This is a genomic window from Bacillus sp. T2.9-1, from assembly GCF_950097965.1.
Lineage (GTDB): Bacteria > Bacillota > Bacilli > Bacillales > Cytobacillaceae > Niallia > Niallia hominis.
In genome coordinates this window covers 22,090-37,084 of the sequence record NZ_CATNHG010000035.1, presented here as the reverse complement: position 1 = coordinate 37,084, position 14,995 = coordinate 22,090, and the positions used below count along the sequence as shown (strand labels likewise).

Below are 14,995 nucleotides of genomic sequence, written 5' to 3'. Positions count from 1 at the left end.
AATGAAATGATATCCTTTTGTATTTGTTGGCAATGATTACATCACTATTTTTTTTACTATCTCATAGGAACGTAATCGATCTGTTTGGGAATAGACTTGGGTATTTATTATCATTTCATCTGCTTGCGTTTCATCTAAGAACGCTTGTAATTTTCTTGCGACCGTTTCCTCCGAACCAATAATAGAAGCTTTAAGTTGCTTCTGTACAATCGATTTTTCATAAGTAGTCCACAGTGCTTCCATATTTGGAACCGGCGGCTTTAGTTGGGTCGGATTGTTTCGAATTAGACTTAAAAATTGCTGTTGTGAAGAAGTTGCAAGAAATTCTGCCCTTTCATCTGTGTCTGCCGCAATAATATTTACCCCCACCATTGCATAAGGTTGCTTCAATTTATCCGACGGTGTAAACGAATTATAATAGGTATGGAGAGCAGGCACTGTATAATCTGGTGAAAAATGGCTTGCAAAAGCAAATGGAAGACCAAGACTTCCTGCTAATCTCGCACTAAAATCACTGGATCCTAATAACCAAATCGGTATTGCCAATCCTTCTCCAGGAATTGCTCTTACAGGCAATCTAGTTTCCTCATGTGATTTTAAGTACGTACTTAATTCCTCCACTAATTCAGGAAAGTCATTTCCATCACTTGGATAACGACGTAAAGCCCTTGCAGTCAACTGATCACTTCCAGGTGCCCTACCTAAACCTAAATCAATTCGATTAGGATACATGGATTCTAACGTTCCAAATTGTTCGGCAATAACTAATGGTGAATGATTCGGAAGCATGATACCACCAGAACCAACTCTTATTTTACTTGTTCCTCCAGCTATATAGCCAATCAAAACTGATGTTGCACTGCTAGCTATTCCAGGCATGCTATGATGTTCTGCAACCCAATACCGGTTATAGCCCCATTTTTCAACATGGCGAGCAAGCTCTAAACTATTTTTAAAGCTTTCTGTAGCATTACTGCCTTCTTTTATTGGTGCTAAATCAAGTACAGAGAACTTTATATCTTTCAGAGTTTTTCCCATAATCCCTCATCCCTTCCTTTATCTCCTTCCATACTATAACTGACTTTTTTAGTCTTCAAGTTTATTGCTTGTATAAGGATGTTTAGCCTCTCACTCTAAATGATTCAATAATTGCTTGCTATTCATATATTCCAATGTTTCTTTCTGATAATTTGACAGAATATATTCTATTTGTGGCATCGGAGACACAATCGGTATTTTTTTCTTTTTAATAATCCGGATAATCGGCTTTGCTGTTGATTTGGACTCCTTTATCATCCATTTATCTTTTTTCTTCTGAAGTGTTAAATCGATAATACCTAAATGATTTCCCCAATTTCCTGCTTGTACAGTTGGTTTTCCATTGATTAATCCCTTATCATGATTCACACCTTTCGGCCCCTTTGCCCCCTTTACCGGAAAGATGCCGTGGGTATGGCCATAAAGAATGACATCAATTCCTTCCACCTTACTAATATCTCGAACATTATTTCCTGATTTCGGTCTATAATTCTGATCAGAATACAATCCCGCATGTACTAACGCAATTATTATATCAGCACCTTTTTTTTTCATTTGAGGTACAATTTCTTCTGCTGTTTTTCGCATATTCTTTATAATTAATCTATTTTCAAAATGTTCCTTATCCCAAACTTGTGTTATTGGCGTAATAAGTCCAATTACTCCCACCTTTAACTTTTCCATTTCTCCATTTTCATTTACTACATCTTTATCCAGTAGTAAATATGGTTGAAAAAAATGGATGTCGTCTTGTTCATACTCATTGCGATCATCTACATATATATTCGCATTTGTATATGGGAAATCTGCCCCCCTTAATGTATTTAAAAGAAAATCAAGACCATAATTAAACTCATGATTTCCAACTGTTGCTGCATCATATCCCAATAAATTCATACTTTTATATGCAGGATGAATGTCGTTCGAATAAAACATCGGAGAACTTGCAACAAACTCCGCCAATGGACTTCCCTTTATAACATCTCCTACGTCAAATAATATTGTATTTCTTTGTTCTTTTTTTGCTTGCGTTATCAAACTTGCCACTCGATTATATCCATATTCAATCGTTTTCTTTTTTTTCTCATAATTATAATCCAGTAAATAAGAATGAATATCCGTCGTTTCTAATATACGAAGTTTAACGGTAGGTTCCTTCAATGTTTCACTAATTGCTTCTATTTGGATAACATTTAGTTGCATAAAAAGGATAAGTGTGATGGAAAGAATAAATAATAATTTCTTTTTCATTTGGCTATCTCCCCTTTTTCCCAGCTTTCCTTCGATTCTTTTAGTTTATACAGATGAGGTTAGAACTACACAGTAATCACAATCGGATTCTACAAAATGATTCCCTGTATTAGAAAAATCGGGAAAATTGTCAACAAATTAGAAGTTTTGATAGCTTTTGTCTTGTTGCAGGAAATTTCTTAACAGTTCTATAAATATTACGGTAGAGATGTTCTATTACGGTGATAATTACAAAGGAGAGAGAGAAATGAAGGCATATACGATAAGGGAAGCATCAAAAAAACTTACGACAACCCCAACAATGTTAAAACAATGGGAAAAGGACTTACAAGGAATAATCATGATACCAAGAACAAAAACAGGTGCACGTATTTATACAGAAAAAGAAATTACTTTACTTCATGAAGTCAAAAATTTATATAAAGAAAAAAGGAAAACAAAAGAAGTGAAGGAATCATTAACGATGCTAATTAATCGACCTAAAAAAGAAGAAAGTAAAGAAGAAGATAAAGCAGAGCAAAACGAAAATACTTCGATTGAAGTACTTAAAAAAAATACTAACGACACACTAGAATCGAATTATCCGTACACAGCGGAACAAAACTTCCGATTGCTGCTATCCTCCTTGGAAAATTATAAACAAGATTTTCTAGAAGAGGTCAAAGGGGAAATCAGAAATGGTATTAAAAAAGAAGTTTTAGAAACAATTACAAAGGAAATAAAAGCAGGCAATGAAGAAGCCATTCATCACATTACAGATACTGTGAACAAAACACAGGAAACAACGACTGAACATTTAGAGGAGTTTTCAGAACTATTACATACAAATACAGAAAAAACAGCGATAGAATATGAAGAAATTCGCTCTAAAATAAAAAAACTTTCACAAATATCAAAAGCAGAAAGAAAAACATATTCTAAACAATGGACATCAAATGTGTCTTCTACCAAAGAAATGAAATCAATGATTGAAAACCTTTCAAAATCTAATGAAGAATTAAATAAAACAGTTGAACAACTAAACGAAAATGATCAATATTTAATGGAAACACTTCGTTTAGAAAGAGAACAAATAGATAAAGAAATTAAACAAAGAGAAAGAAACTTTCAAGAATTAGTGCAAACCTTCCGTCATACAGCTGCCTCTCATGAAAAAAAGAGACAGTGGTGGAAAATTTGGTAATCTTATTTTATTAGACTATTTATGCAAAATCATTAAAGCTACGTAAAATTTCTTTAAAGAGTAAGCAAACTTTTTTCAAATTTGCTTACTCTTTTTCTTTTGGTCATTTTATATGATAGTATGGTAGTGAAGAAATGTATTAGTATGTATTAATTGGAGGTCAAGATGTCTACAAATTATAAAATTTTATTCCTTGATATTGATGGGACGATCCTCACACCGGATGATACGATTCAAGACTCAACCAAAAAAGCAGTTCAGTTAATGAAGGAACAAGGATTAGAAGTCTTCTTAGCTACTGGAAGACCATTACACGAAATATCTCATATAGGGGAAACACTTGCGATAAAATCATTCATTGGCTACAATGGCGCTTACGCTATACATAATGGTAAAGACGTATTTAGACAACCAATGAGTCCTGACTTAGTAACTAAATACTTAGAAATTGCAAATGATAAAGGAAATGAACTAATTTTATATACAAATACACATAACCTTCTTTCTCATCCTGACGGGGAGATGACGAAGCAATTTAGCAAGAAGTTCCATCTTAAGCAAAATAGAACATTTACACTTGATGAGAAAGAAAATATCCTTGGAATTACAGTTGTGAACTTAAAAGAAAAGGATATTGCCTTATACGAAGAATTTCCTGATATTCATTTATCCCAAGTAAATATCGATGGATTTAGACATTCCTATGATGTAATAAGTGATAAAGTCAATAAAGGATTTGCCGTGTCACTGATTCTAAAAAGATTAGGGATTGAGAAGGAATTCTCCATCGCCTTTGGAGATGGTCTTAACGATAAAGAAATGTTGCAAGTAGTAGGGGAAGGCTTTGCAATGGGAAATGCTCATGAAATGTTATTTTCTTATGCAAAACATAAAACAACTTCTGTAACAGATTCCGGAATTTATAATGGGTTAAAATGGCTAGGATTGATTAAAGAATAAAATTTTACATAATACTGCTGTCTAAAGACTTTTTCAAAATTTTAAAGGGTCAGACTCCTTATCCACTGGAGACTGACCCTTTTATTACACTTCCGAACTATTCTCGCCTACATTTTCGCCATTTAGATGCTGCAAAATTTTCTTATCGTAATATTCTTCATTCATTTTGTAAGAAATTTCAAATGCAGGCGTTGTTGCAAACTCTCTTTTTATAAAATAATAATTTTCTTCTTTTATTGGCTCTGTTAAATCAAGCATGATTGTAATCTCAAGTGAAATAAGATTTTTGTTTTTGGTAATTGTTACAGTAGGATTTGTGCTTCTTCCAACTTTATTTATTAGCTTCTTATTAAAAAGCATAGAAAAATATAGCTCATTGCCACTTTTATTCTTCTTATTCAGTTTCAGTAAATAGGAATCGCCTAGATCTACTAATTTCTCTTTATCCATATTTTCTATTGCTAAAATTAATCGTATGTACGTACCTTCTACTGGTGAAATGTTTATTTTTGTTGTACTCATTTGTAACCTCCTCTTACTTGAAACCGCAAAATTGACCCTTTTTATCATATGACAACATACCCTTTATTATAACGAAAAAAGTGTACCAATAAGATAACAGGATAAATCAATAATATTATTTCAATATATTTTTTCTGTTATAACAGTACTACCTTTTTCTCCTACCTTGTATATTCTTGTCTTTCTTAAGTTATATTGCAAATAAAATGCTTATAAGTTTTTCAAATCGAAAGTTAATGCTTTTAAAAGGAAAAAAATAAATCTAAAGTGTATAATAAAGGATATTACCTTATTAATAGTTAAAAGGAAAATTTAGGTTGAGGAGTTTTGAATATGAAGGAAATTAAAACAGTAGAAACATTTGAAGAAATCATTAACAATGGCGAAACAAATATCGTAAAGTTTTTTACCACTTGGTGTCCAGATTGCACAAGAATGGATATGTTCATAGGGGAAATTATGGAAGCTAATAACGATAAAACCTGGTATAGCCTTAATAAGGATGAATTACCAGAAATAGCTGAAAAGTATGACGTAATGGGAATTCCAAGTCTGTTAATTTTTAAAGATGGCAAAAAAACAGGTCACCTACATAGTGCCAATGCAAAAACACCAGAACAAGTAGAAGAATTTTTGACAGCACAAAAGTAAATTTTTTGATAGAAAAGACGAGAAGAATTCCCTTCTCGTCTTTTCTATTGCCTTTTCTACTCTATAATCAACCAGTGTTGCGTAAACCTGCAGCAATACCATTAATCGTTAGAAGCACTTGATTCATTAATTCCTTATCCGGTATTTCTTGTTCACGAAGCTGTTTAATTAACTCTACTTGGAAGAAATTCAATGGGTCGACATATGGGTTTCTTCTATAAACAGATTCTTGAATTGTCGGCGTATGATCAAGTAATTCTTCAATTCCCGTAATTTCGAGTAATATTGCCTTTGTCTTATCATATTCTTCTTTAATATTTTGATAAATGCGATTACCAATAGCTTCATTTTCAACAAGGGAAGAATATTCTCTAGCAGTTGTTAAGTCTGCTTTCATTAGAGCCATTTGTAAATTATCAATCGTGGATCGGAAGAATGGCCACTTAGCATACATTTGCTTTAAAATTTCAATATTGCCTTGCTTTTGATTTGCAAATTCAGAAAGACCAGTACCAGAAGCATACCATGCAGGTAGCAATTGCCTACTTTGAGTCCATGCAAATACCCATGGAATGGCACGTAAATTTTCAAATGTAGTTTTATTTTTTCTACTCATTGGTCGAGAACCAATTTTTAAGTTTCCTATTTCGTTTAAAGGTGTCGCTTCTTTAAAATAGGTCATAAAATCAGGATCATTAAATACTAGTGATTGATATTTTGCCAAAGAAATAGCAGATATTTCTTCCATGGAACTTTCCCAAAGGCTTCTTTCCTCTTTATGTTCACTAATATCCTTCGAGATATGAGCAATTGCCATTAACAATGTCGACGTTGCTTGTTCCAAGCTTCGATAAGCAATATCTTCCAACAAATAACGAGAAGATAATACTTCCCCTTGTTCTGTAATCTTTACTCCATCCCCTAATGTTTCAGCTGGTTGAGATAGAATGCTTTTATTTAAAGGACCGCCGCCACGACCAAGGGAACCACCGCGGCCATGGAAAAACTTCAAGCCGATTTGATAATTGCTTGCCATTTGGTGAATCTCTCGTTGTGCCTTAAATAGCTTCCAGTTCGCCGTTAATGTACCGCCATCCTTACTTCCGTCAGAATATCCTAACATAATTTCCTGTTGGTCATTATGCCGTCTTAAATGCTCTCTATATACTGGCATACGAAATAAAGTTTCCACAATTTCTGGACCTGCAATTAAATCCTCGATTGTTTCTAATAATGGTGCAACATTTAAATGACTTTCAACTGTTCCATCAGCATGTAAGCGATAAATTCCCGCTTCTTTTGCCAATACAAGCACCTCAAGAATATCACTTGGTGATCGTGTCATACTTATTAAATAAACATTAATTGCACGCTCACCAAATTTTTTATGAGCTTCCCTAATCATCGTAAAAGTACTAATCATTTCCTGTGTTTCTTTTGAGTAGTCTTCGTTTAGCAAAAGAATCGGACGAGGATCTTTTAAAACAGACTCCAATATACCTAATTTTTCATTTTCAGGTAGATTTTTATAATCATCTGTTATGCCAACTTTGCGCAAAATCTCATCGATTGCAGATTCATGTTCTCCACTATGGTTTCGAATATCCAATGTTGCTAAATGAAAGCCAAATAATTGCACTTGACGAATTAATTTTTGCAAATCCTTTTGCTGATGAGCTTTCGGCTGATGTAGTGCAAAGCTTTCTTGAATTATGTATAAATCTTCTAACAATTCTTCTGCTTTAACATAGCCTTTTTCAGATTTCCCATATTCTTTTAATCTTTCTAAAATAATTGAAAACTTTCTGCGGTATACTTCTTTTTCTACTGGCCATTTCTTTTCAGGAGTCAAATATAGCTGTTCTTCTTCCATAATCGTTTGAATTAGCTTCGAACTAACTTTCACTCGATTAGTGGAATGACTAAATTTCTTCATTAATTCATCGACTGCACCGATGTATTTTTGAATTACTAATTCATTTTGCTTATGAAGTGTTTGCCATGTAACATCTGGAGTTACATTCGGATTACCATCTCTGTCTCCACCGATCCAAGAACCGAACCATAGAAAATTAGGTACTTTCCATTCAAAGTTAGGATAGTTTTCTTGAAGTGCATCTTGAACTTCTTGATGGATTTCCGGAAGAACATCAAACAAAGTTTGTTCAAAATAATACAGCCCATTTCTTACTTCATCCATTACAGTAGGACGTTCTTGACGAAGCTCATCCGTTTGCCACATGATGGTAATTTCCTCAAATAAATCATCATTGAAATGTTGTCGTTCTTTCTTTGTCAGCATCGGATTATCAAGTTGTTTTAAGATAGTTGCAATTCTTTTTTGGCTTTCTAGAATCGTACGTTTTGTTGATTCAGTCGGATGTGCAGTAATAATCAATTCTAATGAAAGGGTATTTAGCACCTCTTGAATCGTTTCTTCCGATAAATTCTTTTGTTTAAATGCCATAATTGCACGCTCAATGGAATATGGCTGGACGCCTTTTTCCTGACTTAATTGATATTCTCTTTTGCGACGAATACGGTGGTTTAATTCAGCTACATTCACCAAATGAAAATATTTGGAAAATGCTCGAATAACTTGTCGACGTACAGGCTTTTCTAATTGCTCCATTTCAAGCTTTAATTGATTATATGTATGTTCATTGTTTGTCTCGCGCAGTTCCTTTGCTAACTTACGTATGATCTCAACCTTCTCTAATAATTCTTGACCACCATGGTGGATAAGTACTTCACCAAGAATATTTCCGAGGTGTTTTACATCTTTTCGCAAAGGTAAACTACTCTCATTTCCTTTTATCTTTGTTGTCATTAGATTACCATCCCTTAATCTAAATTTTTAATTAACTACTCTATTATCATTAATCGTATCACTATTCTTTTAAAAATTCATTAACTAAAATCAATTATTAATAGATAGAAAAGATAGATTACAGATAATCCATCTAATAATTATATTATTCATTCGGAAATACACTTAAAATGGATTTATATTCCAATCGCTGGCGCGTGTAATAAGAAAAAATTGGTAAAATTTAATTTTGGGCTCCAAATCTATATTACATAATTTATATAACCTAAATAATTTAATGTGTAAACCCATTTTCAAAAAATAACTGAAAATTGACGGATTTTTTTTGGTACATGTTCCATTTAGAAGCAAATTATATCACATTTATAACAGGATGAAAACAAGCACTAGCGTTATGTGTTTTATTATATAAAAAGAGGAAGTGTTTCCACTTCCTCTTTTTTTAATGATGATGATGTTCTTTCGCTGGGTTATAAATTGTAAAACCTGGTTGCGGAACATGAAAATATTGAATCCATACGCCATCCAAGAAATCAGCATCTCTTGTATCTAATAAGATCGGAATGTCTTTATCAGACTGAACAACTTCATCATGCTCGGTCTTTTGGTCCAATTTCAAATCATAATGTGCATGATTTCCATGATTCTCTGTTATGTATACACGAATCATTTCGCCTTCTTCCGCCTTTTCTAGCATTTGATTGAGTACTTTTACTGCGTGTCTGTTTATTTTGACTTTCATCTAAATATTCCTCCTAAAGCAAAACCTTGCCTTCTTCTAAATACTATTCCATTGTAATCTCCCAAAGAGATGTTTGCAAATATTCAAGCCTTTTTCAGCAATTTTCCTAAATGGTTCTTATTTGCATAGGAATCGTTAGAATGTCTTAGGTGCACTTAAAAAAAGCAAATAAAAAAGCAACCCATTAACAAACCTGGATCGCTAATAAAATGATACTAATTAAATCATTGCACGGTCTTTTTGAATGGCCTTTAAATCATTTAATTCTCTTGCAAATACGTCAAATTTCTCTTTATTTAAAACATCTAAAGACTCATTGACTTTATAGTCTAAATAATTCATTCTCAATTCCAGATCTAGTAATGAGGTAATCTTTTTATTTGCGATAAATTCTTCTATTTCATCAACAAACATAAAGAAACTATAATCATTTATCATAACGAGTAGAAGCCAACCAAGGGAATCTACATACTTTTTTTCTTCTGTAACTGTAATAATATCCCCTTTATGTAAATCAAGTATGAATGTATGTTCAGGTCTAGGACAGGTACATTCGATCATATATTGAAATGGAGTTAAAACAATGAAATCATTTTTCACTATATCTTACACCTTCCTAATCTTTTCTTTATATTATTTGTCTTTATTTTAAATGAAAATGATTATCACTGTCAATTATTTTTCTTATAATTATACTGAAAATACAAATATATTTTTCTAAGACCAGCAGCATGACTACACTTTGATTTCCATGGGGCAACCGACAAGCCTTACTCGCCATTCCAGGAAGGAGACAGCCTAAATAAAAAACCTTTCATATCTCCTTTAATTTTCTAATCGCAGGAAATTTATGAAAGGTTTTCTAAATTTCTGATTCTTAAACAGAATGTGTTTCTACAACCGTACTAGTTTCTACACTACCTTTGACTGTATTTCGGTGCGCTATTTTTTCCTTAAAAGTACTCATCATAAAGGAAATAATAAACACAGACACTATACTATATAAGCCTCTAACTATACCTACACTATATAGACCAATCAAAATAACAATTGTATCAAAAATAAAATTTGTCTTCCCCATATTCCAGTTAAATTGCTTTTGAAGAGTAATAGACAAAATCTGTGCTCCTCCTAATGAAGAGCCATTCATAAATAAAATAATCGTTCCTATCCCAATAATGAATCCGCCCATAATCGAACCTAATAAAGGATAAAAAGCTATGGATGGAAGAATAATTGGGAGTAAAGAAGAAAATAAAGTAACTAAGGATACGGCTAATATTGTTGAAAATGTAAACTTCTTTCCCATTTTAAAATAAGCCAGTATATAAAACGGGATGTTTATTAAGGTGAATAAAATGGAAAAAGAAATAGGTAGCAAATAAGATACACTTAATGCCAGACCTGCTGTTCCTCCTGTAACGATGGACGAGCCTTTTAATAAATACAAACCAAATGACGTAAGAAAACATCCGAACATCATAACTGTCATTTTTTTCAAATATAACACTCCTAAAGTAACGTAAAGTAAGTGGAATAGTAATTTGAGGATTCATGGGTGAAATCCTATAAAAATATGTGGTTTTTTTGTGGAATTCTTACATATATAATGATAGAATATATCGAAGCAATTTTACATACCAATCTGAATGTATTTACCCTGTACACCCTCAAATTCGCATAAATAATTATACTAATACATTCAATTTGCAAAAAGGAGCATTTATTGTAATGGATAAAGTTGACATACAATTACTTAAAATTTTACAGGAAGATGCCAGAATTACGGTTAGTGATTTATCCAAAAAATTAGCATTAAGCCGTCCAAGTGTGTCTGAAAGGCTGTTGCGACTGCAAGAAAAAGGAATTATTTTAGAGTTCAGTGCGAGAATATCGCCTGCAAAACTAGGCAGAGAAACCCTCTTATTCATTCAAATTAGCGAGCTTAAAGAAGAACCACATGTGTTTGAGGAATTCATCAAATCAGAAACAGATATTATTGAATGTCATCGGGTGACTGGACCTGTAAGCTATACTATAAAAGCAGCTGTTTCAGGAATAGATGGGATGAGAAACTTAGTTGATCGACTTATCCCGTATGGAGCGATAAATACATCAGTCATTTTAGCATCCCCAGTTCCTTACAGACATATATTGCCAAATGACCAACCAGAAGATTAAGGTGAAAAGTCTGGTAATCATAAGCATATTTAATCGCTTATGATTACCAGACTTTTAATCTTTCTTATTCAAAATGGGCAATAAATCATGAAGATCATGTATCTCATAAGTAGGCTGAATTTCCTTTTTTTCTACATGCTCCCGATTTATCCAGACTGATTTAATTCCCGTTTTATTCGCACCTTTAATATCTGTCATCAAATTATCTCCCACCATTAAACATTCCGACTTATCTACACCAAGTAGTGAAACAGCATGTTCAAAGATGGACGGGTCAGGCTTTCCTATTCCAAAATCCCCAGAAATGACAATATGATCAAAATAAGGAGAAATTTCAGGCGTAATGGATAGCTTTGTATTTTGCAAATGAGGGGAACCATTTGTCAATAATAATAAGGAGTAATTTCCTTTTAATTGATCTAAAATAGAAAAGGTTTCCTCATAAACATGTGGCGATTGTTTTCTGTATTCTGGAAAAGCTTCTGCTAATTTCTCTCCAAATTTCGGATCATCAATTCCTAATGCTAGCAAACCTTTTGTCCATGCCTCTTTTCGATAAATCGGAATAATCTCTCTCATTTTTGGAAATGAAGCATGCTCTTCAAGAAATTCTCCCCACAGTCCTTCGAATGGATTAATGCCAATCATTTTCGTAAAAGCATAGGTATCATATCCTTCATATAGAGCTCTTGCCTCTTTGCGAACCGCTTCTTCTAAATGTTCGGCAGAAATATTAAATTTTTCTTCTGCAAGCTTGCATGTCTTTAAAAAAGCGTCTTGCACACTTTTTTTATCCCATAACAACGTGTCATCTAAATCAAATAGAATTGCTTTAATTGTCATTCTCCACGTTCTCCTTTTTTATGTAAGCGATGATTTATTGAAAAATTACTTTTTCAAATAGAATAAAAGAAAAAGTTACCTTCTTTAATAGATTACAAACGTTTTACGATTACGTAAACCCTATATTTAAATAAAAAGGATTCTGCAATCTTTATGCAAAATCCTTTTAACAGTACCTATCCAGTACATTAATATTCTAAAATATCATTTGCGTTTTTTTATAAAAACGACTTTTAAATAATTACTCTCTTTTACATCTTTTATATTGGCAAAATCATTTGGTAAGCCAAATTGCTCTAAAATTTGATATCTGTCTTTTTGATGGGAAAAGGCTGCATCGATAAAGCTTTTGAATTTTTTCATATCAATAGTAGCACAATTAGTGGAAGCGACAATGATTCCATCATTATTAGTAATCGCAATTGCTTCCTTAAGTAAATTTGTATAGTCTTTTGCTGCTCGAAAAGTATGTTTTTTGGAACGAGCAAAGCTTGGTGGATCCAGAATGACCATGTCAAAGGAAAACTGTTTCTTTACTGCATACTTAAAATAATGAAAAACATCTTCTACTATAATGTTTTGACTCGTTAAATCTATTTCATTTAGTAAGAAGTTATCTGCTGTTTTTTGTTTGGAGCGATTCGCTAAATCAACACTTGTTGTTGATTTACTGCCACCAACTGCTGCGGCCACGGAAAATGCACCAGTATAAGAGAAGGTATTTAGAACGTTTTTACCATGCGCATATTTTTCGCGAATGGTTCTACGCACATCTCGTTGGTCTAAAAAGATCCCTGTCATAGCTCCTTCGTTTAAGTTTACCGCATATTTAACACCATTCTCTAATACAGTAATGGGAAACTCCCCTCTTTTGCCGCTCACAAAATCATCATCTTCTAAATAAGTTCCTTTTTGATCAAATCTTTTTTTCTCGTATATCCCGTCCACATCTAATAATTGTTGTAACGATTCTACAATCCAGCTTTTGTATTTATAAATTCCAATACTGTACCATTGTATTAAAAGATATTTGTTATAAGAATCCACAGTGAATCCACCAATTCCATCCCCTTCTCCATTAAAAATACGAAAAGCTGTTGTATTTGTATCTTTAAAATAGGAAACTCTTCTATCAATCGCTTTCTTCAATTTCCTTTTAAAAAATGAAGCATCAATAGGAATGTTTTGCTCTCTCGATAAAATCCAGCCGATTCCTTTATTTTGAATGGCATAATATCCTCTGCCAATAAACTTATTCCTTTTTGTTACGACATCGATTATTTGCCCTTCTTCTAGACTGTTGGTAGATGCAATAGCGTCTTTATATAATAAGGGATTACCATTTAGGAGGTTTTTTTCATACGGAGTTTCAATTTGTACTGTTACAATATCCATTTTGTCACCTTTTACTTTCAGAGCTGATATTTTATTTCTTTTTCTATTATACATGAAATGATGATAGACGCTAGTGCTAGAGGGTATTCACATAGATAGGCATCCTATAATTAGCAGGATGCCTCTGTTTCTTTTATTTTGCGGTAATGATTTCATCTACAATCCCATAACTTTTTGCTTCTTCTGCACTCATAAAGTAATCTCTTTCTGTGTCATGTGCTATTTTTTCAATAGACTGACCTGTTTTATCTGCAATAATCTGATTTATATGACTTTTAAGCTTCACTATTCTTCTGGCAGAAATTTCTATTTCTGTTGCTTGCCCCTTTGTACCACCTAATGGCTGATGAATCATAATTTCACTATTCGGCAAGGCATATCTTTTTCCTTTCGCGCCAGCAAGGAGCAATAACGCACCAAAGGAGGCTGCCATTCCTGTACAAATCGTACGAACATCTGGTTTGATATAGTGCATCGTGTCAAATATAGCAAAGCCAGCTGAAGTTGATCCTCCTGGACTATTTATATATAAGGAAATATCTTTATCTGGATCCTCGGCCGCGAGAAATAACAATTGTGCGACAATATTATTGGCGACAGCATCATTGATTTCATCGCCTAGCATGATAATTCTGTCCTTCAATAATCTTGAATAGATGTCATAGGATCTTTCTCCACCTGATGATTGTTCAATTACATATGGAATCGTGCTCATTTTTTTCGCTCCCATTTTAATAAAGTGTTTAAGCTGCCATAAGCATGGAATGATGTGACGGATATTTTTTCACTTGTTTCGCTAATACGCTTTCCTTATAGATGAAGTTAAACAATATAGCTGGATCTTCCTTTTTTAAAACTTCATAATAGAGGTAACTAAGTGCATCTCTATTTTCTTCTAGATGAAGTTTTCCAGAAGAGCCATCTTTTTTTAATTGAGTTCTTGCCCGAAATAAAACTGATTTAGCTGCAGTCTCACTCATATTTAGTTGCTCGCCAACCTCTTTCAAACGAAATTGAAATCCTTCCACAAGCATATATACGATACCTTGTTTTAATGTCAGCTTTTCAGCAAGATATTCAGCAAGTATCATGGAAGTTAAACTATTTTTTTCTATTCCTATTTCTTTTGCTTGGATGCCAATTAGGTCTTTCTTTTTTCTTTGCTTATCGATTCGCTTATTTCTGGCTATTTTTTTTAGTAATGCCGGTGTAATATCTTGCTCTTTATAATTTTCTATCGCTTTTAAAAGAGAATCTTGGATTAAATCTTCCCGTTCCCATTTGTCCATCGAAAGATATTGACAATAAAGGTCGAGTTTTCGATACAGTTCGTTTATATCTGGTAGTTCCCCTCTCATCCTTTCATCCCTCCTTTGGCTGTTTATATATTAAACGTTTG

The 14,995-nt window shown here is 33.1% G+C and carries 15 protein-coding genes; 4 read left to right on the top strand and 11 right to left on the bottom strand.

What is annotated here, in order from left to right; genetic code table 11:
* Window positions 1-36: 36 nt before the first annotated feature.
* Complete coding sequence (locus QQZ16_RS03335; RefSeq protein WP_235252134.1) at window positions 37-1,038, bottom strand: LLM class flavin-dependent oxidoreductase; 1,002 nt, start codon at window positions 1,036-1,038, stop codon at window positions 37-39.
* A 90-nt stretch (window positions 1,039-1,128) separates the two neighbouring features.
* Entirely contained in the window at window positions 1,129-2,289 is a 1,161-nt protein-coding gene (locus QQZ16_RS03330; protein ID WP_235252135.1) for a metallophosphoesterase, read from the bottom strand.
* 247 nt (window positions 2,290-2,536) lie between these two features.
* On the opposite strand from QQZ16_RS03330, the gene QQZ16_RS03325 reads away from it, so the two are divergent.
* Together QQZ16_RS03325 and QQZ16_RS03320 are read left to right on the top strand one after the other, a co-directional pair.
* Complete coding sequence (locus QQZ16_RS03325) at window positions 2,537-3,472, top strand: MerR family transcriptional regulator (protein ID WP_031538683.1); 936 nt, start codon at window positions 2,537-2,539, stop codon at window positions 3,470-3,472.
* Window positions 3,473-3,637: 165 nt separating this feature from the next.
* Window positions 3,638-4,432 (top strand): HAD family hydrolase, encoded by a 795-nt coding sequence (locus QQZ16_RS03320; protein ID WP_235252136.1) that lies wholly within the window; start codon window positions 3,638-3,640, stop codon window positions 4,430-4,432.
* An 84-nt stretch (window positions 4,433-4,516) separates the two neighbouring features.
* Here QQZ16_RS03320 and QQZ16_RS03315 read toward each other — a convergent pair whose 3' ends face one another.
* Window positions 4,517-4,954, bottom strand: coding sequence for a hypothetical protein (locus QQZ16_RS03315; protein WP_031538686.1), 438 nt, complete (start codon window positions 4,952-4,954; stop codon window positions 4,517-4,519).
* A 333-nt stretch (window positions 4,955-5,287) separates the two neighbouring features.
* On the opposite strand from QQZ16_RS03315, the gene QQZ16_RS03310 reads away from it, so the two are divergent.
* Window positions 5,288-5,605, top strand: a complete 318-nt coding sequence (locus QQZ16_RS03310; protein WP_031536788.1) for a thioredoxin family protein — start codon at window positions 5,288-5,290, stop codon at window positions 5,603-5,605.
* Window positions 5,606-5,672: 67 nt separating this feature from the next.
* On the opposite strand, the gene ppc is transcribed toward QQZ16_RS03310, so the two are convergent.
* The 4 genes from ppc to QQZ16_RS03290 form a co-directional block, all read right to left on the bottom strand.
* Window positions 5,673-8,435, bottom strand: coding sequence for a phosphoenolpyruvate carboxylase (gene ppc, locus QQZ16_RS03305; RefSeq protein WP_031536787.1), 2,763 nt, complete (start codon window positions 8,433-8,435; stop codon window positions 5,673-5,675).
* 442 nt (window positions 8,436-8,877) lie between these two features.
* Window positions 8,878-9,177: a heme biosynthesis protein HemY gene (locus QQZ16_RS03300; RefSeq protein ID WP_031536786.1), complete on the bottom strand. Its 300-nt coding sequence runs from the start codon at window positions 9,175-9,177 to the stop codon at window positions 8,878-8,880.
* A 219-nt stretch (window positions 9,178-9,396) separates the two neighbouring features.
* Entirely contained in the window at window positions 9,397-9,777 is a 381-nt protein-coding gene (locus QQZ16_RS03295; RefSeq protein ID WP_031536785.1) for a hypothetical protein, read from the bottom strand.
* 277 nt (window positions 9,778-10,054) lie between these two features.
* Window positions 10,055-10,669 carry a YitT family protein gene (locus QQZ16_RS03290; RefSeq protein WP_231512529.1) on the bottom strand — a complete coding sequence of 205 codons (615 nt, stop codon included), beginning with the start codon at window positions 10,667-10,669 and terminating at the stop codon, window positions 10,055-10,057.
* Between the two features lie 239 nt (window positions 10,670-10,908).
* Between QQZ16_RS03290 and QQZ16_RS03285 the strand changes: the two genes are divergently transcribed.
* The gene (locus QQZ16_RS03285) at window positions 10,909-11,358 is read left to right on the top strand and encodes an Lrp/AsnC family transcriptional regulator (protein ID WP_031536783.1); all 450 of its coding nucleotides are present in this window, start codon (window positions 10,909-10,911) and stop codon (window positions 11,356-11,358) included.
* A gap of 54 nt (window positions 11,359-11,412) precedes the next feature.
* Here QQZ16_RS03285 and QQZ16_RS03280 read toward each other — a convergent pair whose 3' ends face one another.
* From QQZ16_RS03280 to QQZ16_RS03265, 4 genes are all read right to left on the bottom strand, one after another.
* Window positions 11,413-12,201, bottom strand: a complete 789-nt coding sequence (locus tag QQZ16_RS03280; RefSeq protein ID WP_235252138.1) for an HAD family hydrolase — start codon at window positions 12,199-12,201, stop codon at window positions 11,413-11,415.
* Window positions 12,202-12,405: 204 nt separating this feature from the next.
* Window positions 12,406-13,596, bottom strand: a complete 1,191-nt coding sequence (locus QQZ16_RS03275) for a class I SAM-dependent rRNA methyltransferase (RefSeq protein WP_235252139.1) — start codon at window positions 13,594-13,596, stop codon at window positions 12,406-12,408.
* Between the two features lie 133 nt (window positions 13,597-13,729).
* A complete protein-coding gene (gene clpP / locus QQZ16_RS03270) occupies window positions 13,730-14,311 on the bottom strand; it encodes an ATP-dependent Clp endopeptidase proteolytic subunit ClpP (RefSeq protein ID WP_031536780.1) in 582 nt (193 codons plus the stop codon).
* Window positions 14,312-14,339: 28 nt separating this feature from the next.
* The gene (locus tag QQZ16_RS03265; protein WP_031536779.1) at window positions 14,340-14,954 is read right to left on the bottom strand and encodes a sigma factor-like helix-turn-helix DNA-binding protein; all 615 of its coding nucleotides are present in this window, start codon (window positions 14,952-14,954) and stop codon (window positions 14,340-14,342) included.
* Window positions 14,955-14,995 lie beyond the last annotated feature (41 nt).

Excerpts from the sequence above, each read along its gene's own strand:
- QQZ16_RS03275 (WP_235252139.1), bottom strand. The coding sequence starts at position 13,596 with ATGGATATTGTAACAGTACAAATTGAAACTCCGTATGAAAAAAACCTC.
- clpP (WP_031536780.1), bottom strand. The coding sequence starts at position 14,311 with ATGAGCACGATTCCATATGTAATTGAACAATCATCAGGTGGAGAAAGA.
- QQZ16_RS03280 (WP_235252138.1), bottom strand. The coding sequence starts at position 12,201 with ATGACAATTAAAGCAATTCTATTTGATTTAGATGACACGTTGTTATGG.
- QQZ16_RS03330 (WP_235252135.1), bottom strand. The coding sequence starts at position 2,289 with ATGAAAAAGAAATTATTATTTATTCTTTCCATCACACTTATCCTTTTT.
- QQZ16_RS03325 (WP_031538683.1), top strand. The coding sequence starts at position 2,537 with ATGAAGGCATATACGATAAGGGAAGCATCAAAAAAACTTACGACAACC.
- QQZ16_RS03290 (WP_231512529.1), bottom strand. The coding sequence starts at position 10,669 with ATGACAGTTATGATGTTCGGATGTTTTCTTACGTCATTTGGTTTGTAT.
- QQZ16_RS03265 (WP_031536779.1), bottom strand. The coding sequence starts at position 14,954 with ATGAGAGGGGAACTACCAGATATAAACGAACTGTATCGAAAACTCGAC.
- QQZ16_RS03320 (WP_235252136.1), top strand. The coding sequence starts at position 3,638 with ATGTCTACAAATTATAAAATTTTATTCCTTGATATTGATGGGACGATC.
- QQZ16_RS03285 (WP_031536783.1), top strand. The coding sequence starts at position 10,909 with ATGGATAAAGTTGACATACAATTACTTAAAATTTTACAGGAAGATGCC.
- QQZ16_RS03315 (WP_031538686.1), bottom strand. The coding sequence starts at position 4,954 with ATGAGTACAACAAAAATAAACATTTCACCAGTAGAAGGTACGTACATA.
- QQZ16_RS03335 (WP_235252134.1), bottom strand. The coding sequence starts at position 1,038 with ATGGGAAAAACTCTGAAAGATATAAAGTTCTCTGTACTTGATTTAGCA.
- QQZ16_RS03300 (WP_031536786.1), bottom strand. The coding sequence starts at position 9,177 with ATGAAAGTCAAAATAAACAGACACGCAGTAAAAGTACTCAATCAAATG.
- QQZ16_RS03310 (WP_031536788.1), top strand. The coding sequence starts at position 5,288 with ATGAAGGAAATTAAAACAGTAGAAACATTTGAAGAAATCATTAACAAT.
- ppc (WP_031536787.1), bottom strand. The coding sequence starts at position 8,435 with ATGACAACAAAGATAAAAGGAAATGAGAGTAGTTTACCTTTGCGAAAA.